We start from the raw sequence: 23,787 nt of genomic DNA, 5'->3' as shown, positions 1-23,787 counted from the left end.
GCCCGTCCTTAACTGTATGAAATTTGGGAGTACGGCTCCAGCATACCCGCTTAAGGAATATGCGGAAGTAAGGAAATAGCATATCTATATTCGGAAGGGAAATAATGATGAGTCAGAAGGAATAAGGCCCGGTATATAGCCGTTCTGCTTCAGGCCATCGTGCGATTGGCCTGAAGCAGTTGTTGACAGGGAGAAGGGGTTATTTCCACATCGCGTGTTTATCACGATAGCAGTCGACCCACATGGCCGTTGCCCCGCAAATAGCGACCGGCAGAATCACCAGGTTCAGTACGGGGATCATCGTAAACAAGCTGGTCAGGGCGCCAAACTGCATGTTCGTCACCTTACGGGTACGCAGCGCCTCGCGCATGGTTTTAAAGGGCACTTTATGGTTATCGAACGGATAGTCGCAGTACTGGATGGCCAGCATCCACGCGCTAAACAGGAACCACAGTACCGGGGCCACGGTCTGGCCAATGCCCGGGATGAAATAGAGGATCAGCAATACGATCGCCCGTGGCAGGTACCAGGAAAGCTTCTGCCATTCACGCTTCATAATGCGCGGCACGTCTTTCATTATGCCGAAAACGCCGACGTCTGGCGGAGTCGCGCCGGTCAGGCAGGCTTCCAGCTGTTCGGCGAGCAGCCCGCTAAACGGGGCGGCAATCCAGTTTGCAATCGTTGAGAAAAAGTAACCGAACACCAGCAGGATCGAGATAACCACGATAGGCCACAGCAGGTAGTTTAGCCACTGTAACCAATCGGGCACATGACCCATCAAGGAAGGGATCCAGCTATCGAGGCGTGTAAACAGCCACCAGAAAGCGCCGCCCATCAGGATAATATTGACTAATAAAGGCAGAAAGACGAAACGACGAATGCCGGGCAGACCGATCAGTTTCCAGCCCTGTGAAAAATAGTAGACGCCACTACGCGGGGTAGATGCGGATGTTGAAACCATGGTCAGGCAATGCTCCTGTTTTGACATTCAGACTGAATGCCCGCTTATTTTATCGGGTTGCCAGACAATAACCAGTTAGGAAATGTTCGAAAAAACAGCAAAAAGCACGATTTAGTTCATCTTTATGTAGTGAAAGCGGCAGACGCACTTGCACTCGACGTAATCGACAAATACTCTTAGTAAGTAAATGTTTGCCGTGGTGGCAAGGTGTTAGAACAACAGAGAATATAATGATGCAGGATTTGCGTCTGATATTAATCATTGTTGGCGCGATCGCCATACTCGCTTTACTGGTACACGGTTTCTGGACCAGCCGTAAAGAACGTTCCTCGATGTTTCGCGATCGCCCACTGAAACGCATGAAGTCTCGCGATGACGAAGAGTCTGAGAGCGATGACGTTGATGACGATGTTGAAGGCGTGGGTGAAGTTCGCGTTCACCGGGTTAATCACGCCCATAATGGCGTGCACGGTGAGCAAGAAGCTCCTCGTCAGGCGCCGCCGCAGCACCAATATCAGCCTCCTTATGAGCGTCAGGTTCAGCAGCCTGTGCGCCAGGAAGAGCCGGTACGCCAGCAGCCTGTTCAACATCAGGTTCCGCAACCTCAGGTGACGCAGCAACCACAGCCTGCCGTACAGCAGCCTGTACCACCGCAATATCAGCCACCGCCTCAGCAGCCTGCGGCGCAGCAGAACACGCCGCCGCATCAGCCGACGCCCGTTCAGCCAACGCAGCCTGTGGCGCCGCCACAACCGGTCGCCGCGCAGCCTCAGCCAGCGCCTGAACCTCAGGCCGCTGAACCTGCGCCTCAGCCGAAAGAGCGCAAAGAAACGGTCATCGTGATGAACGTCTCTGCGCATCAGGGTACGCAGATTAACGGCGAAGTGCTGATCAACAGCATCCAGCAGGCGGGCTTTAAATTTGGTGATATGAATATTTTCCATCGCCACCTTAGCCCGGACGGTAGCGGTCAGGTGCTGTTCAGCCTGGCAAATATGGTTAAACCGGGTACATTCAATCCGGATGGCATGGCGGACATGACCACGCCTGGCGTGACCATCTTTATGCAGGTGCCATCGTTTGGTGATGAACTGCAAAACTTTAAACTGATGCTGCAATCCGCACAGTACATTGCTGACGAAGTCGGTGGTGTCGTGCTGGACGATCAGCGTCGGATGATGACTCCGCAAAAGCTGCGCGAATATCAAGACCGTATTCGCGAAGTGAAAGAGGCTAACGCCTGATTTTTCCTCCCGGCGTTTCGTCTTCCAATCCAGAACCCCCGCCTGCCGGGGGTTTTTTATCATTGATGGTGCGATATGGAACCGATCGAACAAAAACTGACTGAACTGCGAGCCACGCTTCGCCATCATGAATATCTGTACCATGTTATGGATACCCCGGAGATTCCCGATGCGGAATATGACCGGTTGATGCGCGAACTGCGTGAGCTGGAAGCCAACCATCCGGAACTGATTACCTCTGATTCACCAACCCAACGCGTCGGGGCGACTCCGCTGGCCTCATTCAGCCAGATTCGCCATGACGTACCGATGCTGTCGTTGGATAACGTCTTTGATGAAGAGAGCTTCCTGGCCTTCAACAAGCGCGTTCAGGACCGTCTGAAGAGCAGTGATGATCTGGTTTATTGCTGCGAGCTGAAGCTGGACGGGTTAGCGGTCAGTATTCTGTATGAAAACGGCGTATTGATTCAGGCCGCGACGCGCGGCGACGGGACCACCGGCGAGGATATTACCTCCAACGTCAGAACGATTCGCGCCATCCCGCTGAAGCTGCGCGGCGACAACATTCCGGCGCGCCTGGAAGTGCGCGGTGAAGTGTTCTTGCCGCAGGCCGGCTTTGAAAAAATTAATGACGAAGCCCGCCGTACTGGCGGAAAAGTGTTTGCCAACCCGCGTAATGCGGCGGCAGGTTCTCTGCGTCAGCTTGATCCGCGCATTACGGCGAAGCGACCACTTACTTTCTTCTGCTACGGCGTGGGCGTGCTGGAGGGCGGGGTACTACCGGATAGCCATTCCGGCCGTCTGCAGCAGTTTAAGGCGTGGGGATTGCCGGTAAGCGACCGGGTGAAACTGTGTCACACCCCAGAGGAAGTACTTACTTACTATCGCAAGGTCGAGCAGGACCGCCCGCATTTAGGCTTTGATATCGATGGCGTGGTGATCAAAGTGGACTCCCTGGCGTTACAGGAGCAGCTGGGATTCGTTGCCCGGGCGCCGCGCTGGGCCGTTGCTTTTAAGTTCCCGGCGCAAGAACAGATGACCTTCGTGCGTGACGTGGAGTTCCAGGTCGGGCGCACCGGAGCGATTACGCCGGTAGCACGGCTGGAGCCGGTGCATGTGGCTGGCGTTCTGGTGAGCAATGCCACCTTGCATAACGCCGATGAAATTGCCCGTCTGGGTCTGCGCATTGGCGATAAAGTGGTGATTCGTCGTGCAGGCGACGTGATCCCGCAGGTGGTGAACGTTGTGCTGTCTGAACGCCCGGACGATACGCGAGAAATCGAATTTCCGACCCATTGCCCGGTCTGTAACTCCGACGTTGAACGCGTGGAAGGAGAAGCGGTAACGCGCTGTACCGGCGGGTTAATCTGCGGTGCGCAGCGAAAAGAAGCCTTAAAACATTTCGTCTCACGTCGTGCATTAGATGTGGAAGGGATGGGGGACAAAATCATCGACCAGTTGGTGGAAAAAGAGTATGTCCACACGCCGGCCGATCTGTTCCGTTTGAGCGCCGGTAAGCTTACGGGCCTGGACCGAATGGGGCCGAAATCCGCGCAAAACGTGGTGAATGCGCTGGAAAAATCCAAACAGACCACCTTTGCGCGCTTCCTGTATGCGCTGGGCATTCGTGAAGTAGGCGAAGCCACGGCGGCGGGGCTGGCGGCCTACTTTGGCACTATCGAAGCGCTGGAGCAGGCTTCTATTGAAGAGCTGCAAAAAGTTCAGGATGTCGGGATCGTCGTCGCCACGCACGTCTTCAACTTCTTCGCAGAAGAGAGCAATCGCGATGTGATTGCCCAGCTGCGGGCCGAAGGCGTCACCTGGCCTGCGCCGGTGGTGGTCAATGCCGAGGAAATCGACAGTCCGTTCGCCGGTAAAACGGTGGTGCTGACCGGCAGCCTGAGCCAGCTGTCGCGCGACGACGCGAAGGCACGGTTGGTTGCCTTGGGGGCGAAAGTGGCCGGCAGCGTATCGAAAAAAACCGATCTGGTGATCGCCGGTGAAGCGGCGGGTTCTAAGCTGGCTAAAGCGCAGGAGCTCGGCATTGAGGTGATCGACGAAGCCGAAATGTTGCGTCTGCTGGGAGATTAACATGGATAAAGCGCAGCTCGTCGAGATTGCCAATACGGAAATGCCGTTTGGCAAATATAAAGGTCGTCGCCTGATTGACGTGCCGGAAGAGTATTTGCTGTGGTTTGCCCGCAAGGATCAGTTTCCTGCCGGGCATCTTGGCGAGCTGATGGTGTTAACCTTGTTGATTAAAACCGAAGGGCTGACCCAGTTGGTTCAGCCCTTAAAGCAGCCGCGTTAAGCTTCAGAGGCGCGGGCTTTCTCCTGCGCCTGCAAGGCTTCTGCCTGCCGTTTATAGCGTCGTGCCATCACGGCGCAAACCATCAGCTGAATCTGATGGAAAATCATCAGCGGCAGCACCATAATCCCCAGAATTGACGTCGGGAAGAGAATATTGGCCATCGGAATGCCGTTTGCCAGACTCTTTTTCGAGCCGCAGAAAACAATCGTGATTTCATCGGCCTTGTTAAAGCCGCAGCGGCGGGCGACGAAAATGTTGACCGCAATGACGATAGCCAGCAGTACCAGGCTGACGACGACGATGAACAGCAGCGAACCAACTCCCACTTTATGCCAGATCCCGTTAACCACCGCTTCGCTAAACGCCGAGTAGACCACCAGCAGAATCGAGGTCTGGTCAGTTTTTGAGATCCACTTTTTATGCCGCGCCACCCAATCGCCAATCCACGGACGAGACAGGTGACCAAGCACAAACGGCAGCAGCAGCTGCAGCATAATTTTCCCGACCTGCTCTACGCTCCCTCCCGCACCGTGCAGGTTCATCAGCAACCCGACCAGCAACGGCGAAACAAAGATCCCCAGCAGGCTTGACGCCGATGCCGAACAGACGGCCGCCGCGACGTTACCACCAGCCAGTGAGGTAAAGGCAATCGCCGACTGGACGGTGGCGGGCAGGATGCACAGATAAATAAAGCCGGTATACAGCGCCGGGTCGACGTTAATGGGTGCCCACCAGGCGAACAGTACCCCTAAAACCGGGAAGACCACAAAGGTGCTGCACATGACCCACAGGTGTAAACGCCAGTGGCTTCCCCCGGCGACGATTGCCTCGCGGGAGAGTTTGGCACCATGCATGAAAAACAGCAGCGCGATGGCGGCGGTGGTCAGATACTCAAAGAAGGGGACAAAGTTGCCGCGGGCCGGGAAAAAAGAGGCCAGCAGCACTACGGTCACGAGGGTAAGGGTAAATGGATCAAGAATGCGGAAAAGTTTCATAAACGCTCCTGAAAATCGATATCGCTATTGTGCTTTTTCTATTTTGAGAAATAAAATTGATTTATTGCATCTATTCATGAATAAAAGAGATGAATTACTCACTACGTCAGTTAAAGGTCTTCGTTACCGTTGCGCGGGTAAAGAGTTTCAGCCGGGCAGGGGAGATTATCGGCCTCAGCCAGTCTGCGGTCAGCCATAGCGTAAAAGAGCTGGAACACCAGACCGGCGTGCGGTTGCTTGACCGTACCACCCGGGAGGTGGCGCTGACGGAAGCCGGGCAGCAGCTGGCCGGTCGCCTTGAACGTCTTCTGGATGAGCTAAACAGTACGCTGCGTGATGCCGGGCGGGTAGGGCAACAGCTTTCGGGAACCGTCCGCGTTGCCGCCAGCCAGACGATTTCAGCACACCTGATCCCGCAATGTATCGCACACAGCAATCAGCGTTACCCGGAGATAAGTTTTGTCCTCCACGATCGCCCTCAGCAATGGGTTCTGGAGAGTATTCGCCAGGGCGACGTAGATTTCGGCATCGTTATCGATCCCGGCTCTGCAACCGATTTGCAGTGCGAAACGGTGCTGGCCGAACCTTTTTTACTGCTCTGTCGCCAGGATCATCCTTTTGCTTCCAGGGCCTCGGTGAGCTGGCAGGATCTTCAGGGGCAGCGCCTGGTATTACAGGATTATGCTTCCGGCAGTCGTCCGCTGATTGATGCGGCGTTACAGCATTTTTCGATCGAGGCGACCATTGTGCAGGAAATTGGTCATCCTGCGACTCTGTTTCCGATGGTGGAGTCTGGGATTGGCATCAGTATTCTGCCCGCGCTGGCATTGCCGCTTCCGCAAGGCAGTCAGTTAGTGGTGAAGCGATTGACGCCGATTGTGGAACGACAGCTGATGCTGGCGCAGCGTAAGAACCGGTCGTTGTCGACTGCCGCGCAGGCGCTGTGGGAAGTGGTGCGTGAAGAGGGGCAAAATCTGACGTCAGCTCGTATGCAGGATCCGCTGTATCAACGATAAGTCGGTTAAGTCGACGGGATTGTTTCAGGAGGTGATGGGTCGTGCAGGATGACTCGCTTCGCTCGCCCTTCGGGCCGTCGCCGCAAGCGGCGCCGTTGTCTCACTTCGTTCGACTCGAACCTGCTGCAGGTTCTCATCCTACACGAATGACGCATAGCAAAAAGGCGCCTTTAGGGCGCCTTTCTACATTGGTGGGTCGTGCAGGATTCGAACCTGCGACCAATTGATTAAAAGTCAACTGCTCTACCAACTGAGCTAACGACCCGAAGTGGTGGGTGATGACGGGATCGAACCGCCGACCCCCTCCTTGTAAGGGAGGTGCTCTCCCAGCTGAGCTAATCACCCACTTCGGTACTTCAAATTTTAACAAGAAATCCAGCTGGCGAGAAAGTGGTGGGTGATGACGGGATCGAACCGCCGACCCCCTCCTTGTAAGGGAGGTGCTCTCCCAGCTGAGCTAATCACCCACTTCTCAATTTCTTGTTACACGGCGGAGACTACCTAAGTAGTGGTGGGTGATGACGGGTTCGAACCGCCGACCCCCTCCTTGTAAGGGAGGTGCTCTCCCAGCTGAGCTAATCACCCCCGCTGTGTGGAGTCGCATTATAGGGAGAGTTGAAAATGAGTCAACGCCTTTTCTAAATAATTTGTTTGTTCGTCGTAAAATTAGCCAATGCGATCGTTAAAGCGGCTGTGGCGCATGATTTATAAACAAAAATAGCAAAGCGTGACGTTCAGACCTGAACAACATTGAGGAATCAGCCCACAGTGTTAGAATAATCACCCATAAATACCCACGGACTCTGCCGGTTGTCGGCATCTTTATAAACGTAAGGCCAATTCATGAAAATCAAAACTCGCTTCGCGCCCAGCCCGACAGGCTATCTGCACGTTGGCGGCGCGCGTACTGCTCTCTATTCCTGGCTTTTTGCTCGTCATAACGGCGGTGAGTTTGTACTGCGTATTGAAGACACCGATCTTGAGCGCTCAACGCCGGAAGCAATTGAAGCCATCATGGATGGGATGAACTGGCTGAACCTGGAGTGGGACGAAGGTCCGTACTTCCAGACAAAACGTTTTGACCGCTACAACAGCGTTATTGATGAGATGCTGGAAGCGGGAACAGCGTATAAATGCTACTGCTCCAAAGAGCGTCTGGATGCGCTGCGTGAAGAGCAGATGGAGAAGGGCGAAAAGCCGCGTTATGACGGACGCTGCCGCCACGGTCACGAACATCATGCTGATAACGAGCCGTGCGTGGTGCGTTTTGCTAACCCGCAGGACGGTTCGGTCATTTTTGATGACCAGATCCGTGGGCCAATCGAGTTTAGCAACCAGGAACTGGACGATCTGATCATTCGTCGTACTGATGGTTCCCCGACCTACAACTTCTGCGTGGTGGTGGATGACTGGGATATGGAGATCACCCACGTGATCCGTGGCGAAGACCATATCAACAACACCCCGCGTCAGATCAACATCCTGAAAGCGCTGAATGCACCTGTCCCGGTGTATGCCCACGTTTCGATGATTAATGGCGATGATGGTAAAAAACTCTCCAAGCGCCATGGTGCAGTCAGCGTCATGCAGTATCGCGATGATGGCTATCTGCCGGAAGCGCTGCTGAACTACCTCGTGCGTCTGGGCTGGTCCAGCGGCGATCAGGAGATCTTCAGCCGTGAAGAGATGATCAAGCTGTTCTCGCTGGGTGCGGTAAGCAAATCTGCCAGCGCGTTCAACACCGACAAACTGCTGTGGCTGAACCATCACTACATCAACTCGATGGCGCCGGAATATGTGGCGACCTACCTGCAGTGGCACATTGAGCAGGCAAATATCGATACCCGCAACGGTCCGCAGCTGTCTGAGCTGGTTACTCTGCTGGGTGAACGTTGCAAAACGCTGAAAGAGATGGCGGCAAGCTGCCGTTACTTCTATGAAGAGTTTGACGAGTTTGATGCTGACGCCGCGAAGAAACACCTGCGCCCGGTTGCGCGTCAGCCGCTGGAAGTGGTGCGTGATAAACTTTCCGCTCTCAGCGACTGGACGGCAGAAAACGTCCACCACGCCATTCAGGCGACGGCAGATGAGCTGGAAGTGGGGATGGGTAAAGTCGGGATGCCGCTGCGTGTAGCGGTAACGGGCGCTGGCCAGTCACCGGCTCTTGATGTGACGGTTCATGCGATCGGTAAAATCCGTAGCGTAGAACGTATTAACAGAGCGCTGGCATTTATTACAGAACGCGAAAGCCAGTAATTCTGATTGCGGGCTTAATAAAACGGCGGGTTATCTCCTGCCGTTTTTTTTTGCTTATTTCTGGCTGACAATGCCCAGTCGTGACAAAAAGCCGCTGATCCCTTCGCGGGCAAGTAGATCCCGTAGGTGCTGCTGTTCTTTGGTCGTCATCAGATGTAGCGTTTCGGTGATCTGCCGCCAGATGGCATCGGTTTCGCTTACGACATAATGACTGGAGGGTTCTGCCAACTGATAGTCGGTAAGCAAATGCCGCAGTGCGGGTATGTTGGCCAGAAAATCGAGGACCGGCTTATCAATCACGATAAGACGCGCGCGGCCACCTTTCACTCCGGGAATAGCCTCCGTGCGCCAGTGTTGTTCTCTGACCCAACGATTAATCGTCTGTCTGGCAAGGCCAAGACAATCCGCCAGCTCTGCTGGGGTCATTTTATCTTTTAGTTTCATCATGATGTTACTGGTCACGAATATCCAGACGCTGGAGTAGCCCGGTGATGCCTTCACGCAAAAGTAATGACATCAGCTGTTTTTGTTCACCTGGGGTCATTTCTTTACTGAGCGTCAGGAGCAAAGGTTCAAGGTCACTTTCGACTGTAGAATAAGAAGGGGCTGGCTCTACCACGCGTTGGGCGCTGCGTATAAATGCTTTTACTTGCTCATTTACGTGCACGAGACGTGCCTTTCCGCCTTGTACTCCAGGCCGGGGGGAGGTTTGCCACCCCTCTTTACGTACCCATTTATTGATTGTCTGCCGACTGAAGCCAGTAAGGTGGGCGATTTCTTCAGGTGTCATTCGTTCCTTGAGCATACTATTTCCTGAGTAAATATGTGGGAATTAGTTGTCCATGTTATAGCATCCTTTTACATGAAAGGGTGACATGTTTAACGTCTACCTGCGATAAGGTTCGCAATGTCAGCGAGTTGCCTGCTTTTTCAGCGATCAAATGACGAGGGGACATTTTGCCGTTGACACCAGATGAAGGAATTCATATTATGCCGCCCGTCAACACGACACGTTTTACGGTTAGGGGCTATAGCTCAGCTGGGAGAGCGCTTGCATGGCATGCAAGAGGTCAGCGGTTCGATCCCGCTTAGCTCCACCAAAATTCGAAACCCTCGCTACGGCGGGGGTTTTTTGTTTTCGCCATCCACTGTAAGCCTGTTTCAGGTTAAGTCAGAATTTCACAACCTTTAGAATAAAGTGTAATTTAAGATTCTTCCTCGGGTAAATTACTTGCCTGGTATAATTATTCATTTTAATATTTCTCTTGATGAAATAATGTTCCCGTGCGCTGGAGTTTTGATTAACAATAATGATAGCTAAATTTAACATTAATATTAGAAAAACTTTACTCGCGCTCATTGTTTGTTTGATCTCTATTCCATTAGCCCGATTTATTTCACCTGTAGCCCTTGTTGACGGAAATGAAGTATTCCTCGCCTGGCTGCCATTAAGCATGATGTATGCTGTGATATTTATTTTCGGCCGCTATGCTGTCGCCCCATTAATTATTGCCTTTGCCATTACCAATCATTTTATTCTTTCGGTGACGCCGTTGCAGGCGGTGCTCATATTATTCTGTCAGCTGTTTTCAGTACTGGTGTCGTGCCTGATTGTCCGGGCGCTGGTGGGCTCGCGCTGGCGTGCTGGCTTCTCTGCCAGGCTGATGGGGATGCGGATCTTCTGGGGGGGCTTTTTTTCCCCGATACTGATGAAATTAACGATGTATCTGGTGGGCGTCTATTTTTCTTTTCCACTAAGCATATCCAGTTATTTCAAAGGGATGCCGGCAATTTACACCATAATTGATATCCAAAGTTTGATTGGTGCAGCGTTAATATTTACGACGTTTTTCTATTATCCAATGCGGATGGTTATCAATCCACATTATGCCAAAGTATTCTGGCGTCGACATTGCCAACCGTGGATGACCCGGAAACGTCGGGCCTTTACGCTGTATTGGTTTATGGCGCTGGCGGCAATATTGCTGGTGCTCTGTGCACCTTATAATTCTGATTATATTGCCGGTTATTTAGTGCCGCTGATCTTCATTCTTTATTTTATTGGCATTCGGCGTCTTGGAAATGTATTAATTCGCATTTCGTGGTCTGTGTCGGCCTTTTTGTTGGTGGTCTATAACCGCAATTTTCTCCAGGGCGTACAGACTGAGTATTCAATGTCGTTCGTGCTGTCCGTGCTGATCTCCTTCACCATCTGTCTGTTTTATATGGTTGATATTTATGGGCAGAATGAAAGAATCAAGATCAGATGGCGCGACCAGGCGCAAGAAGACCCGTTAACCGGGTTGCCCAATCTGCGTGCGCTGGAGTGCTATTTGCGCCAGGAGGGTGACTTCATCATCAGCAGCCTGCGGATCGCGAATCTGGATTTCCTCAGCCGCCATTACGGTATGATGATGCGGGTGCATTGCAAACGGCAAATTGCCAGTAAGATACAGCCGTTACTCGGGGGGAAAGACGGCCTGTTTCAGCTACCCGGAAGTGAGCTATTGCTGGTATTAAGCGGGCCAGAACCCGCGGCCCGGTTGGGACACATTGTCGCCATGCTCAATCACAAGAAATACAGCTGGCACAACCAGACGCTGGAATTAGAGTTTGGCGCCGCCTGGGGGCAATACCGTGGCGTAGAAGAAGAGCTTCACCCGATGCTGGGTCAACTGAGCTGGCTGTCAGAGCAGGCCGGGACCGGTCATCAGGTGCTGGCGCTGGATGCGGCGCAAGAGCATGTATCTGACCAGACCAGCGAACAGGTGCGGATGCTTACTCTGGTGAAGCGCGCGCTCAATGAACGCGATCTGCTACTGTATGCTCAGCCTATCCAGAATGCGGCCGGGGAAGGGTACTACGAAATTCTGACGCGCATGCAATGCGGTAGCACGACGATTACACCGGACCAGTTCATTCCCCTGATTGTTCAGTTCAACCTGAGCCAGCGTTTTGACATGCTGGTGCTGGAGACGCTCTTCAGTACCTTACACCAGCATCCAGGGCAGCACTTCTCCGTCAATTTATTGCCTTACACGCTGATGCAAAACAATAGCGCAGCGCAGATTATCGCCCTGTTTAAACGTTATCAGCTGTCGCCGGAGGCCATCACCATTGAGATCACCGAAGAGCAGGCGTTCAGCGATGCAGGGGAAAGCATGTATAACATTCAACAGCTACGGGACTTTGGCTGTGCCATCGCCATTGATGACTTTGGCACCGGCTATGCGAACTTTGAACGGTTAAAGCGGCTGCAGGCGGATATCGTCAAGATTGATGGCTGCTTTGTACGCGATCTCGGGCGCGACCCGCTGGATGCCATCATGATTAAATCCATCATTGATGTAGCGAAAGTCAAAAACCTGTCGGTGGTTGCTGAGTTTGTTGAGACAGAACAGCAGAAAGAGACGCTGCTGGCGTTAGGCGTCGACTATTTACAGGGATATTTAATCGGTAAGCCACGTCCGCTTAGCGAACTACGGGCGTAAAAAAGCCGGGACGAGCCCGGCTTTTCGGCATTGGTTGAGATTACAGAACCAGCGCCGCGATAGAAGCAGAGAGCACGCTCACCAGCGTGGAACCGTACACCAGCTTCAGACCAAAGCGGGAAACGACGTTACCCTGCTCTTCGTTCAGGCCTTTAATCGCCCCGGCAATAATCCCGATAGAAGAGAAGTTAGCGAAGGAGACCAGGAAGATAGAGATAATGCCTTCAGCGCGCGGAGAGAGCGTGCTGGCAATTTTCTGCAGATCCATCATCGCGACGAACTCATTCGAAACCAGCTTGGTCGCCATGATACTGCCCACCTGGAGCGCTTCACCCGCCGGAACACCCATCACCCAGGCAACTGGATAGAAGATGTAGCCCAGAATCCCCTGGAAGGAGATGCTGTAGCCGAACCAACCGGTAACGGTAGCGAACAGGGCGTTCAGCGCGGAAATCAGGGCGATAAAACCGATCAGCATGGCAGCAACGATAATCGCTACTTTAAAGCCTGCCAGAATATATTCACCCAGCATTTCAAAGAAGCTCTGACCTTCGTGCAGGTTGGACATCTGCAGGTTTTCTTCACTTTCTTCCACGCGATAAGGGTTAATCAGCGACAGCACGATAAAGGTACTGAACATGTTGAGCACCAGTGCAGCAACCACATATTTTGGCTGCAGCATGGTCATGTACGCGCCGACGATAGACATGGAAACGGTCGACATTGCGGTCGCGGCCATGGTGTACATGCGGTTGCGTGACATTTTGCCCAGGATATCTTTATAGGCGATAAAGTTTTCCGACTGTCCCAGAATCAGCGAGCTGACGGCGTTGAAGGATTCCAGCTTGCCCATGCCGTTAACTTTAGACAGCACGGTACCAATCGCGCGAATGACGATCGGCAGGATACGGATGTGCTGCAGAATACCGATCAGCGCGGAGATAAAGACGATAGGGCACAGTACTTTCAGGAAGAAGAAGGCCAGGCCTTTGTCGTTCATGTTACCGAAGACGAAGTTGGTCCCTTCGTTGGCAAAGCCGAGCAGCTTTTCGAACATCTCGGAGAAGCCTTTCACGAAACCCAGACCAACATCGGAGTTCAGGAAGAACCATGCCAGCAAGACTTCAATAACAAGTAATTGAATAATATAACGAATGCGAATTTGCTTACGGTTATGACTGACCAAAAGGGCCAGTATAGCCACCACTACGATCGCGAGAATAAAATGCAAGACGCGGTCCATATTTGCTCCAAATATGAGGCAGGTTAAATTTCTTTGCACATTCTATGTAACAAGGACAAAGAAAACGAGATCAAATCCACACTATTGCAAGGAACTGTGACCAGTGATTGAAATAGTGATCAAACATACATTTTTGTTATGTTGCGTAAAGGTTTTAAAAGTTGCTTAGATTGTACTACTCTGTGATCTGGCGAGGTGCAATTCCATCCATACCCGTTTTTCGTTGTTAGCCGCTATCGTTCCCCCCTATCAAAGCAATAATGACTATCTTTCCAAATGAACTTGATAAGCATTCGCATTTTGATAGCATGAAACATAGCAAAGGCTATATTTCAGAGGCAGAAAATGACAGGCACTCGCGTTGAGAATAGCAGCGGTCGCGCAGCGCGCAAGATGAAGCTCGCATTGATGGGGCCTGCGTTCATTGCTGCCATTGGTTATATCGATCCCGGCAACTTTGCCACCAATATCCAGGCCGGGGCCAGTTTTGGTTATCAGCTGCTGTGGGTCGTGGTGTGGGCTAATTTGATGGCAATGCTGATTCAGGTGCTGTCGGCAAAGCTTGGCATTGCGACCGGTAAAAATCTGGCGGAGCAAATCCGCGATCACTACCCGCGTCCGGTGGTGTGGTTTTATTGGGTGCAGGCGGAAATCATCGCCATGGCTACCGATTTGGCTGAATTTATCGGGGCGGCGATTGGCTTCAAGCTGATACTCGGTATATCGCTGTTGCAGGGGGCTGTCCTCACCGGAATTGCCACCTTCCTGATCCTGATGCTTCAGCGTCGCGGGCAAAAGCCGCTGGAGAAAGTCATCGGCGGATTACTGCTGTTTGTTGCCGTCGCCTATATTGTTGAACTGATCTTCTCACGACCGGCGCTGGCGCCGCTGGCGAAGGGGATGATTGTTCCAGGCCTGCCCAATAACGAAGCGGTTTTCCTGGCGGCCGGTGTGCTGGGCGCAACGATAATGCCGCACGTTATCTATCTGCACTCCTCGTTAACCCAGAATCTGCACGAAGGCACACGCAAAGAGCGTTATCACGCCACTCGCTGGGACGTGGCGATTGCCATGACCATTGCCGGGTTTGTTAATCTGGCGATGATGGCCACGGCGGCGGCGGCTTTTCACTTTAATGGTCATACGGGCATTGCCAATCTTGATGAGGCCTACCTGACGCTGGAGCCGCTGTTAAGTCATGCGGCGGCGACCATATTTGGCCTGAGCCTGGTGGCTGCCGGTCTGTCATCGACCGTGGTGGGCACGCTGGCAGGGCAGGTGGTGATGCAGGGGTTTATTCGTTTTCATATTCCGCTGTGGTTCCGCCGTTTAGTCACCATGCTGCCATCCTTTATTGTGATTATGATCGGGCTGGACCCGACCCGCATTCTGGTGATGAGCCAGGTGCTGCTCAGTTTTGGTATCGCGCTGGCGCTGGTTCCGCTGCTGATTTTTACCAGCAATGCGCAGTTAATGGGCGAGCTGGTGAATACGCAGTGGATTAAACGACTGGGCTGGGTGATTGTCGCCGTCGTGGTATTACTGAACGGCTGGTTACTGGTGGGAACGGTACTTGGATTGTAATTGCACTGATGGAAATAATTCGGGGAGCCTTGTGGCTCCCCGAGATGTTTAATGATGGCCATGATCGTGTCCGCGGCCACCGCCTGGACCTCGTCCCCAACCGTCGTGACGGTCGCGACGATCGTTCCAGCCTTCGCGATAACCACGCTCGTAAGCATTGCGTTTATCCCAGCCGCGATGGCGCCCGTTGTCATGGTGGCGCCAGCGATTATCACGCCATTCATAATTACGACGCCAGTAATCGCGGTCTCGCCAACCGCCGCCGTCCCAGTAGTTACCGTAATTATCACGATCGCCTATTTGTAATTTTACAGATGGCAGCAGGGTGATTTCTCCGGCGTTGGCAACCAGTGGCGTTGAAGCCAAAAGCACTGCTGCCAGAATCAGTGACCTGAACATACTCTTCTCCTTCACGATCGGGGCCTGAGAGCCTGATAAATAGGCTCTCATTGGGCCTGTTAACGTGATATTACGGGGCGGTAAAGCGCCGTAGCATTGGAGGAACTCCTAAATCACGGATAAGAGCACTTTTTGCTAAAGGAAAATTTGCTTTACGCCGCCAGGATCGCGTCAATTTTCGCGCACTCTTCCGCGCTAAAAAGCCGGTTGCCCAGCATGCCGACAGCATCATCAAGCTGTGCGGTTTTGCTGGCGCCAATCAGTACCGAAGTCACTTTTTCTTCCCGCAATACCCAGGCAAGCGCCATCTGCGAGAGCTTTTGTCCACGGGCCTGAGCAAGCGCGTCCAGCTGGCGTACTTTCTCCAGCTTCGCGTCGGTCAGCTGATCCGCTTGCAGGAAGCGACTGCCGCTGGCGGCGCGAGAATCGGCCGGTATACCGTGTAAATAGCGATCCGTCAGTTGACCTCCTGCCAGCGGTGAAAACGCTATGCTTCCTACCCCTGCCGTCTGCAGAAAATCAAGCAGTCCGTCCTCAACCCAGCGCTCAAGCATCGAATATTTCGGCTGATGAATCAGGCACGGCGTGCCTAGGTCGTTGAGAATATTCACCGCTTCAGCGGCCTGCTCAAGGGGATAGTTGGAGAGCCCGACATACAGCGCTTTACCCTGACGGACAAGATGGTCCAGCGCGCGCATGGTTTCCTGCAGCGGCGTTTCCGGATCCGGGCGGTGATGATAGAAGATATCGACGTACTCCAGCCCCATTCGCTTCAGGCTTTGATCGAGGCTGGACACCAGATATTTACGCGAGCCCCAGTCGCCATAAGGCCCGTCCCACATGGTGTAGCCGGCTTTGCTGGAGATAATCAGCTCATCGCGGTAGGGCAAGAAATCTTCCCGCAGGATACGGCCAAAATTGCTCTCCGCCGAACCCGGAGGCGGCCCGTAATTATTGGCTAAATCGAAATGGGTGATGCCGAGATCAAAAGCATGGCGAAGCAGTTGGCGGCTGGTTTCCACCCGCGTTTCGTCACCAAAGTTATGCCACAGACCGAGTGAAATTGCCGGCAGCTTTAAGCCGCTGCGGCCACAGCGGCGGTATTCCATCGTCTGGTATCGCGCCGAATTTGCCTGGTAAACCATACTTCCTCCGTAGACAGAACAGGTAGTGTATACGTTTACACTAAAGAATGTTCTGCGCAGAGTACACTCCCCACTGGCGTAAATTTTGCTTTCCACTGTGAATATTGATCACAATCTGGACAGTTCGATCGCTTATTCAATACTCAAATTACCTGCAACGGGATTGGAGTATGGAAATGCAACCGACTTACACCATTGGTGATTATCTGCTGGATCGTCTCGTAGATTGCGGCATAGACCGCTTGTTTGGCGTACCCGGAGATTACAATTTACAGTTCCTCGACCGCGTTATTGCCCATGCTGCGTTGGGATGGGTTGGTTGTGCGAATGAGCTGAACGCCGCCTATGCCGCCGATGGATATGCACGTATTAAAGGGGCTGGCGCGTTGCTGACAACCTATGGCGTCGGCGAGCTGAGCGCGCTTAACGGCGTAGCCGGCAGCTATGCCGAGCATGTTCCGGTTCTGCATATTGTCGGGGCACCCTGTACCGGCTCACAGCAGCGGGGGGAGCTTCTGCACCATACCCTGGGCGACGGCGATTTTACGCACTTTGCCCGCATGAGCGAGCAGATCACCTGTACCCAGGCCACCCTGACGGCAGAGAACGCCTGCCATGAAATCGATCGCGTGCTGAGCGAGATGCTAACGCACCATCGCCCCGGTTATTTAATGCTGCCGGCCGACGTGGCCAAAGCAAAAGCCACGCCGCCGGCTCGTCGTTTGACAATAGAAGGGCCCCCTGCCGATGAAAACCAGTTAGCAGGCTTCCGTGAACACGCCGGACAGATGCTGCGCAGCAGTCGCCGGGTATCGCTGCTGGCTGATTTTCTTGCTCAGCGTTATGGACTGCAGGATACGCTGAGAGCGTGGGTGGCGAAAACGCCGATGGCGTGCGCCACCATGCTGATGGGTAAAGGGTTGTTTGATGAACAACAGCGCGGTTTTGTGGGTACCTACAGCGGGATTGCCAGCGCGGTATCCACGCGTGAAGCCATTGAAAATGCCGATACTATCATCTGTGTCGGGACCCGCTTTACCGATACCATCACCGCCGGATTCACCCAGCATTTACCGCAGGAGCGGACGATCGAGATCCAGCCTTTCGCCGTCAGAGTCGGGGACCACTGGTTCAGTCGTATCCCTATGGATCAGGCGCTTGGGGTGTTGATGACCTTATCCTCCAGCCTGGCCGCAGAATGGTCGATGCCGACCTGTCATGCGCCGGAAGTAGCCTGCGCAGCGAGTGGGTCTCTCACCCAGGAGAATTTCTGGAGTACCGTCCAGGAACAGCTGCGCCCGGGCGATATTATTCTGGCGGATCAGGGAACCGCGGCGTTTGGCGTTGCGGCGCTGAAACTTCCCTCTGATGCCACCTTGCTGGTCCAACCGCTATGGGGCTCCATTGGATTTACCCTACCTGCCGCCTACGGCGCGCAGACCGCGGCGCCGGGCAGGCGAGTGGTGTTGATTGTGGGCGACGGGGCGGCGCAGCTGACCATTCAGGAGCTGGGCTCCATGTTGCGGGATAAACAAAACCCGCTGATTCTGCTGCTCAATAACGAAGGCTACACCGTTGAGCGCGCGATACATGGGCCGGAGCAGCGTTATAACGATATCGCGCTGTGGGACTGGAACCGTCTGCCAGAGGCTTTTGCTCCTGATGTTCCTTCCCGGTGCTGGCGCGTGACGGATACGCAAGCTCTGGAGGACGCGATAAGCGACAGCGTTGGCTCAGATAAGCTGACGCTGGTGGAAGTCATGCTGCCGAAAATGGACATCCCTGATTTCCTGAGGGCGGTCACCCAGGCGCTGGAGGAGCGAAACAGCCGCGTTTAGTCGTTCCGGTGCCTGGCGATCATCAACGGCTTCCCGGCCAGCAGTAGCCAGGCCGGGAGCATCACGATACACAGCAGCGGTAACAGCGTGGTGTCGGGCACCACTACTGCGGCCATAAAAAGACTCAGCCAGCCATCGCGGGTCACCACCAGCGTCATGCCAAGGATGGCGCAGGAGACGGTAATCGCTGCCGGCACCGCATCAACGTGAGCGTGCAGCATTAAGCCCAGCGCCACGCCGACGAACACCGCAGGGAAAATGCGCCCACCGCGAAAACCACTGGCGGCCGCAATCACCAGGGCCGCCAGTTTCACTAGTGCAATCAGCAAAAAGTCGCCTGATGTCAGCGTCTGGCTCACGGCGATTTGCTGCATTTCATCCAGCCCTTTGAACAGCGTGATATGGCCACCCAGGGCGCCAAGGATCCCTAGCAACAAGCCGCCGAGGCCCAGGACTAACACCGGGTTTTTCAGGCTATTCATCAGCGCGTGCAATCGCGGTAAACACCAAACGGCCACCATGCCGACGGCGATGGCGATAAGGGTCACAATCGCGCCGCTGAAGATATCGACCAGATGCATTTGCGAATATACGGGGATCGGCAACGAGAAACTCGGGTGGAAGAACATATCGGTGGTCAGGGCACCAGCTGCTGCCGCAAGCAGAGGAGCGAACAGCCGGTCCCACAGCGGCACGTCGTTGCTGCTATTGAGGGTTTGCGAAAAGATCAGCGCGGCGGCCACCGGCGTGCCAAACAGGGCGCCGATAGTGCCGGAGGCGGCAAGAATGGTCCAGTCTAGCGAACTGACGCGGGGGAACAGACGGGAGCCCACCGCCACCGCCAGCGCAATATTCATCACCATAATCGGATGTTCTGGCCCGAGGCTGACGCCACCGGCGAGGCCGAGCACTAATGCCGCCACCAGGCCCGGCAGCGCCGCGGTATGAATGGGCTCGCCGATTAACGCTTCAGTGGCCGGGTCCGGCCCGGCATGTCCGGGGCTAAAACGCACGATCAGACCGACGGCGATACCCGTCAGCGTCAGAATCGCGATGATCCACAACGGGCCGCTGGCGTCGATGCCTAAACCCGACGGCACGCTGGACCACAGGAAATGCTGCAAGATGGCCGCAATCTTCATCGTCACAATCAATACCAGGCTGGAAGCGATACCAATAATGACGGCCGGTATCGCTAACAACAGCATTGTTCTTGCACGCGGATGCAGCATGAAGCATTTCCTTTTAAAGTCGTAAATTACGATTTTGCACTTGCGCTTCAGAGAGCGTCGATGCAAATGGTGCTGAAACGAGAAACTTACGATGGTGCCTGACGATCCCCGAAGATGAACGGAGTCATTTTGCACAGATTACAACCTAAATGTGATACAGGTCGCTAAACTGTGGGCACTTATACGTTGGTCGTTGTTGTTAAGGCATCATGAATTTACAGTGTGCCAAAAGAATCATTTTGACTTTAGTGGAGCCGTAACGGAATGACAAAATTTGCTTTAGTAGGAGACGTCGGCGGGACCAATGCCCGACTGGCATTATGCGACATGGCCAGTGGGGAAATTTCCCAGGCAAAAACCTATTCCGGGCTCGATTATCCCAGTCTTGAGGCTGTGGTGCGCGTCTATCTGGACGAGAAGGGCGTTGCTGTTGAGGATGGCTGCATTGCGATTGCCTGTCCGATCACCGGTGACTGGGTGGCGATGACCAACCATACCTGGGCGTTCTCTATCGCCGAAATGAGAGAAAATCTCGGCTTTTCGCACCTGGAAATCATCAACGATTTTACCGCGGTCTCAATGGCTATCCCGATGCTCAAAGCTGAACACCTGATTCAGTTTGGCGGAACCGCACCGGTCGAAGGCAAACCCATTGCGGTCTACGGTGCCGGCACTGGCCTTGGCGTTGCCCATCTGGTCCACGTCGACAAGCGCTGGGTGAGCCTGCCGGGCGAAGGCGGGCACGTTGATTTCGCGCCAAACAGCGAAGAAGAGGGCATTATTCTGCAGGAGTTGCGCGCGGAACTGGGGCATGTTTCTGCCGAGCGCGTGTTGTCTGGTCCGGGGCTGGTCTATCTGTATCGGGCAATCGTGAAAGCGGATGGCCGCCTGCCAGAAAATCTCCAGCCGAAAGATGTCACCGAACGCGCGCTGGCCGACACCTGTATTGATTGCCGTCGTGCGCTGTCGCTGTTCTGCGTCATTATGGGGCGTTTCGGTGGTAACCTGGCGCTGAATCTGGCGACCTTTGGTGGGGTGTACATTGCCGGCGGCATTGTGCCTCGTTTCCTTGAGTTCTTTAAGGCTTCCGGCTTCCGCGGTGGTTTTGAAGATAAAGGGCGTTTTAAATCCTTTGTTCAGGATATTCCCGTCTACCTGATCGTCCACGATAATCCCGGCCTGCTGGGTTCCGGGGCGCATCTGCGTCAGACGCTGGGGCAGATTCTCTAACCCTGCCTCAGATAGCCCGTTCCGGCAAGATAACGCCCGGGCGGGCTATACGCTGCTCACTACAGATGCATCAGTTGGCGAAATTCTTTGACCTTGCTGCGGCTGACCGGCACCTGAAATTCCAGATCGCGTAAGCGCAGAATGTAGGTATTGTTGAACCACGGCTCAATCTCACGAATTTTATTCAGGTTAACGCAGTAGGAGCGGTGGCAGCGGAAGAAGTGCGCTGGCGGCAACTTGCTGCAGAATTCCGTAATGTTCATCGGCATCACGAACGATTCCCGCCGGGTGTAGACAAACGTCATTTTTTCATGCGCTTCGGCGTAATAAATATCGTGGATGCTGGTCACGATAATTCGTTCGTCTTTGATCAGATTGATGGTGTCATTTTCACGCTGCGGATTGGGCGCAGTACCGGCACCGCTGGCCGTTTGCTGCTGTTGCTGCCAGGCGCTGGTCAGCTTCTGCAGCATGTTGATAATCCGCGACTCCTGGTACGGCTTGAGAATATAGTCGAACGCTTCCAGTTCAAAGGCCTCCACCGCATGCTCTTTCCAGGCGGTGATAAACACAATAAACGGTTTATGCGCGAACTGACTGATGTTCTGCGCCAGCAGAACGCCGTCCAGCGAGGGAATATTGATGTCGAGGAAAATCGCATCGACCTTGTTGTGCTGCAGAAATTTCAGGACATCCAGCCCGTCATCAAAGGTGGCGACAATCTCCATCTGGCTATGGGTGTTAATCAGCCAGGTAAGCTCCTGCTGCGCCGGAAATTCATCTTCAACAATGATAACTTTCATTTTTTCTCCGCTCATGGCAACAGGGACACCGGAGTCGGCTCAGAGACGAGCTTGTTGGGCACATAGAACGCAATCTCCGTTCCGGGGGTCATGCGGCGGATATGCAATCCTTCGCCATACAGCAATTTTACGCGATGATGCACGTTAAGCAGGCCAATCTTATTGCCCGGCATTTCATCGGCTTCCACTCGGGCAACCACCTCCGGATCGATGCCATTACCGGTATCGCGAACGCTAATACGCACCCGGTTGCCGCACTCGGTGATGCCAATAGTGACCACACCTTTCCCTTTGCACGGCTGGATCCCGTGGACGATAGCATTTTCTACCAGGGGTTGAATCAGCAGGCTTGGGATCACACAGCTGACTTCATCATCAATATCATAGATAACGGTCAGCTTATCGCCGAAGCGCGCCTGCTCGATGGCAATATAATCCTTGATTTGGTACAGCTCCCTTTTGATATCAATCTGTTCGTCGTCTTTTAATTCAATGTTATAGCGCAAATAGCGCGACAAATTAAAAATGAGCTGGCGCGCGGTGTCCGGATTCATGCGGATGGAGGATGAAATCGCATTGAGAGCGTTAAACAGAAAATGGGGGTTGATTTTGCTCTGTAAGGCGCGAAGTTCAGCTTTGTTGGCCATTTCCCGCAGTTGCTCTGCGCGCGAAACCTCCAACTGGGTGGAGATGATTTGTGACAGCCCGATGGCCATCTCCTGCAGTGACGAGGTGATGCGATGGGCATGGCAGTAATAGATTTTCAGCGTGCCGGTCACGATACCTTTTTCCCGCAGGGGGATCACCAGCATGGAGTGGATTTCCGGGGTTCGGTGCGCTTCATCATTGTTCTTAATGATGATTTTTCCACTTTCGATGGCCTGGCGGGTGGTGGGGCTGATGCTATTGTCATGGTCGTGATAGTTGCTTTCACCAAATCCGACGTAGGCCAGCACCCGGTCGGTGGTGGTGATCGCGACGGCATCGGCATTAATATCGCGGCGAATAATATCGCAGACCTGACGCAGCGATTCGCTGTTCACATGGCGAAAGAGCGGTAGTGTTTTATTGGCGATATCCAGCGCCAGTTTTGCCTGACGCGCCGCGCTGGCTTCTTTTTCCCCCTCCACGCTCTGCACCAGCAGAACGATAAAGCCGATGCAGACGCTGCCAAGGATCATTGGGATCCCGATTTTGGAGACAATATCGATCCCCAGCGAGAGCGAAGGCGCCCACAGTATTACGAGGATCATGGTTAGCGTTTCACAGAGCATGCCGGCGAGGATCCCAACTTTCCAGCGCTGCGCCTTCGGGACCTTACGGCTAATCAACCCTGACAGCAGCCCGGCGACAATACTGGTGATAAAGCAGGGCACGGCGGTGACGCCGTCGATATCGATAAGATAGCGGTGAACCCCCGCAATCACGCCGACGATGGCCCCGACCCAGGGACCAAACAGAATACCGCCAGACATCACGGCAATAATGCGCACGTTGACGAGGGAGCCTTCTACCGGTACCCCGGACCAGGTGCTGAACAGCGCAAACAGGGAAAAGATGGCGATAACCGCCAGCAGCTCTTTCGGCGTATGCGCCGATTTATGCAGCAGCTCGCGGAACAGGCGCAGGCGAATCAGGAAAAAAAGACAAATCAGCATCAGCGCCGCGCGGTCAAATACCGCCAGCAGCATAGTGAATATTTCGTGCATAAGTGCGCCGTATCTATCGCGGGAAAGCGACATGATAAAAAACCTGAGGTCAGAAGGCCAGCCGAAGAGGGCAGTGGCGAAGGGAATGAGGAAAAGTTGCACTAAAAAAAGGGGATTAACACCAAAGCCTGAGAGGAGGCGAAACGGGGAGCCTGAATGATAAAAACAGGTAATATAATAGATATTAATATGTTGCAGTCAATTTTCCTCCCGGCTAAATCGAGGAGCGCCCCTGCCGCATTTTTGGAAGGCGATACCCGTTTTTTTTGCCAGATATTATTTTTTGTTCACCCCCTCGACAGCATCATTTTTTTCGGGTTATTTTCTAAG

General features: G+C 53.7%; 19 protein-coding genes, 5 tRNA genes and 1 other RNA gene. 10 read left to right on the top strand and 15 right to left on the bottom strand.

The window, feature by feature from the left end:
- Positions 1-199 precede the first annotated feature (199 nt).
- Entirely contained in the window at positions 200-961 is a 762-nt protein-coding gene (cysZ, locus tag ACMYSO_RS07545; RefSeq protein WP_434670004.1) for a sulfate transporter CysZ, read from the bottom strand.
- 230 nt (positions 962-1,191) lie between these two features.
- On the opposite strand from cysZ, the gene zipA reads away from it, so the two are divergent.
- The 3 genes from zipA (at position 1,192) to ACMYSO_RS07530 (ending at position 4,516) form a co-directional block, all read left to right on the top strand.
- Positions 1,192-2,205: a cell division protein ZipA gene (zipA, locus tag ACMYSO_RS07540; RefSeq protein ID WP_434670003.1), complete on the top strand. Its 1,014-nt coding sequence runs from the start codon at positions 1,192-1,194 to the stop codon at positions 2,203-2,205.
- A gap of 75 nt (positions 2,206-2,280) precedes the next feature.
- Complete coding sequence (gene ligA / locus ACMYSO_RS07535) at positions 2,281-4,296, top strand: NAD-dependent DNA ligase LigA (RefSeq protein ID WP_434670002.1); 2,016 nt, start codon at positions 2,281-2,283, stop codon at positions 4,294-4,296.
- Between the two features lies 1 nt (position 4,297).
- Positions 4,298-4,516 carry a DUF3820 family protein gene (locus ACMYSO_RS07530; RefSeq protein WP_434670001.1) on the top strand — a complete coding sequence of 73 codons (219 nt, stop codon included), beginning with the start codon at positions 4,298-4,300 and terminating at the stop codon, positions 4,514-4,516.
- Here the strand turns inward: ACMYSO_RS07530 and ACMYSO_RS07525 are convergent.
- Entirely contained in the window at positions 4,513-5,511 is a 999-nt protein-coding gene (locus ACMYSO_RS07525) for a bile acid:sodium symporter family protein (protein ID WP_434669999.1), read from the bottom strand. The genes ACMYSO_RS07530 and ACMYSO_RS07525 overlap by 4 nt on opposite strands.
- Before the next feature lie 89 nt (positions 5,512-5,600).
- Here ACMYSO_RS07525 and ACMYSO_RS07520 point away from each other — a divergent pair, with 89 nt between their 5' ends.
- Complete coding sequence (locus ACMYSO_RS07520) at positions 5,601-6,527, top strand: LysR substrate-binding domain-containing protein (protein ID WP_434669997.1); 927 nt, start codon at positions 5,601-5,603, stop codon at positions 6,525-6,527.
- Between the two features lie 32 nt (positions 6,528-6,559).
- Here the strand turns inward: ACMYSO_RS07520 and ACMYSO_RS07515 are convergent.
- The 5 genes from ACMYSO_RS07515 to ACMYSO_RS07495 all read right to left on the bottom strand — a co-directional run bounded on the left by ACMYSO_RS07515 (position 6,560) and on the right by ACMYSO_RS07495 (position 7,112).
- A non-coding RNA gene (locus ACMYSO_RS07515) (RtT sRNA) lies at positions 6,560-6,685 on the bottom strand.
- A 31-nt stretch (positions 6,686-6,716) separates the two neighbouring features.
- Positions 6,717-6,792 (bottom strand) — tRNA-Lys (locus tag ACMYSO_RS07510).
- 4 nt (positions 6,793-6,796) lie between these two features.
- Positions 6,797-6,872 (bottom strand) — tRNA-Val (locus tag ACMYSO_RS07505).
- A 46-nt stretch (positions 6,873-6,918) separates the two neighbouring features.
- Positions 6,919-6,994: transfer RNA gene (locus tag ACMYSO_RS07500), tRNA-Val, on the bottom strand.
- A gap of 42 nt (positions 6,995-7,036) precedes the next feature.
- Positions 7,037-7,112, bottom strand: a tRNA-Val gene (locus ACMYSO_RS07495).
- 258 nt (positions 7,113-7,370) lie between these two features.
- Between ACMYSO_RS07495 and gltX the strand changes: the two genes are divergently transcribed.
- On the top strand, positions 7,371-8,783 hold the full coding sequence (gene gltX, locus ACMYSO_RS07490; protein WP_434669996.1) for a glutamate--tRNA ligase: 1,413 nt from the start codon (positions 7,371-7,373) through the stop codon (positions 8,781-8,783).
- Positions 8,784-8,837: 54 nt separating this feature from the next.
- Here gltX and ACMYSO_RS07485 read toward each other — a convergent pair whose 3' ends face one another.
- Together ACMYSO_RS07485 and ACMYSO_RS07480 are read right to left on the bottom strand one after the other, a co-directional pair.
- A complete protein-coding gene (locus tag ACMYSO_RS07485) occupies positions 8,838-9,230 on the bottom strand; it encodes a YfeC-like transcriptional regulator (RefSeq protein WP_434583621.1) in 393 nt (130 codons plus the stop codon).
- A 4-nt stretch (positions 9,231-9,234) separates the two neighbouring features.
- Positions 9,235-9,588 (bottom strand): YfeC-like transcriptional regulator, encoded by a 354-nt coding sequence (locus ACMYSO_RS07480; protein WP_434669994.1) that lies wholly within the window; start codon positions 9,586-9,588, stop codon positions 9,235-9,237.
- A gap of 219 nt (positions 9,589-9,807) precedes the next feature.
- Here ACMYSO_RS07480 and ACMYSO_RS07475 point away from each other — a divergent pair.
- Positions 9,808-9,883 (top strand) — tRNA-Ala (locus ACMYSO_RS07475).
- A 210-nt stretch (positions 9,884-10,093) separates the two neighbouring features.
- The gene (locus ACMYSO_RS07470) at positions 10,094-12,274 is read left to right on the top strand and encodes an EAL domain-containing protein (protein WP_434669992.1); all 2,181 of its coding nucleotides are present in this window, start codon (positions 10,094-10,096) and stop codon (positions 12,272-12,274) included.
- A 40-nt stretch (positions 12,275-12,314) separates the two neighbouring features.
- On the opposite strand, the gene ACMYSO_RS07465 is transcribed toward ACMYSO_RS07470, so the two are convergent.
- Entirely contained in the window at positions 12,315-13,517 is a 1,203-nt protein-coding gene (locus tag ACMYSO_RS07465; protein WP_434583624.1) for a NupC/NupG family nucleoside CNT transporter, read from the bottom strand.
- A 345-nt stretch (positions 13,518-13,862) separates the two neighbouring features.
- On the opposite strand from ACMYSO_RS07465, the gene ACMYSO_RS07460 reads away from it, so the two are divergent.
- Positions 13,863-15,101 carry an Nramp family divalent metal transporter gene (locus ACMYSO_RS07460; RefSeq protein ID WP_434669990.1) on the top strand — a complete coding sequence of 413 codons (1,239 nt, stop codon included), beginning with the start codon at positions 13,863-13,865 and terminating at the stop codon, positions 15,099-15,101.
- Positions 15,102-15,149: 48 nt separating this feature from the next.
- On the opposite strand, the gene ACMYSO_RS07455 is transcribed toward ACMYSO_RS07460, so the two are convergent.
- Positions 15,150-15,500 carry a DUF2502 domain-containing protein gene (locus tag ACMYSO_RS07455; protein ID WP_434669989.1) on the bottom strand — a complete coding sequence of 117 codons (351 nt, stop codon included), beginning with the start codon at positions 15,498-15,500 and terminating at the stop codon, positions 15,150-15,152.
- A gap of 152 nt (positions 15,501-15,652) precedes the next feature.
- Positions 15,653-16,645, bottom strand: a complete 993-nt coding sequence (mgrA, locus tag ACMYSO_RS07450) for an L-glyceraldehyde 3-phosphate reductase (RefSeq protein ID WP_434669988.1) — start codon at positions 16,643-16,645, stop codon at positions 15,653-15,655.
- A gap of 176 nt (positions 16,646-16,821) precedes the next feature.
- Between mgrA and ACMYSO_RS07445 the strand changes: the two genes are divergently transcribed.
- A complete protein-coding gene (locus tag ACMYSO_RS07445; RefSeq protein ID WP_434670766.1) occupies positions 16,822-18,483 on the top strand; it encodes an alpha-keto acid decarboxylase family protein in 1,662 nt (553 codons plus the stop codon).
- On the opposite strand, the gene ACMYSO_RS07440 is transcribed toward ACMYSO_RS07445, so the two are convergent.
- Positions 18,480-19,715 (bottom strand): ion channel protein, encoded by a 1,236-nt coding sequence (locus tag ACMYSO_RS07440; RefSeq protein WP_434669987.1) that lies wholly within the window; start codon positions 19,713-19,715, stop codon positions 18,480-18,482. The genes ACMYSO_RS07445 and ACMYSO_RS07440 overlap by 4 nt on opposite strands.
- A gap of 264 nt (positions 19,716-19,979) precedes the next feature.
- On the opposite strand from ACMYSO_RS07440, the gene glk reads away from it, so the two are divergent.
- The gene (gene glk / locus ACMYSO_RS07435; protein ID WP_434669986.1) at positions 19,980-20,945 is read left to right on the top strand and encodes a glucokinase; all 966 of its coding nucleotides are present in this window, start codon (positions 19,980-19,982) and stop codon (positions 20,943-20,945) included.
- Positions 20,946-21,004: 59 nt separating this feature from the next.
- Here the strand turns inward: glk and ACMYSO_RS07430 are convergent, their stop codons facing one another.
- The gene (locus ACMYSO_RS07430; RefSeq protein WP_434583630.1) at positions 21,005-21,748 is read right to left on the bottom strand and encodes a LytR/AlgR family response regulator transcription factor; all 744 of its coding nucleotides are present in this window, start codon (positions 21,746-21,748) and stop codon (positions 21,005-21,007) included.
- An 11-nt stretch (positions 21,749-21,759) separates the two neighbouring features.
- Complete coding sequence (locus ACMYSO_RS07425) at positions 21,760-23,439, bottom strand: LytS/YhcK type 5TM receptor domain-containing protein (RefSeq protein ID WP_434587185.1); 1,680 nt, start codon at positions 23,437-23,439, stop codon at positions 21,760-21,762.
- Between the last annotated feature and the right edge of the window lie 348 nt (positions 23,440-23,787).

The sequence above is a fragment of the Klebsiella sp. B345 genome (genome assembly GCF_051131735.1).
GTDB lineage: Bacteria > Pseudomonadota > Gammaproteobacteria > Enterobacterales > Enterobacteriaceae > Klebsiella.
Note: the sequence above shows the minus strand (reverse complement) of the source record. Positions and strands in the feature narration are given on the sequence as shown.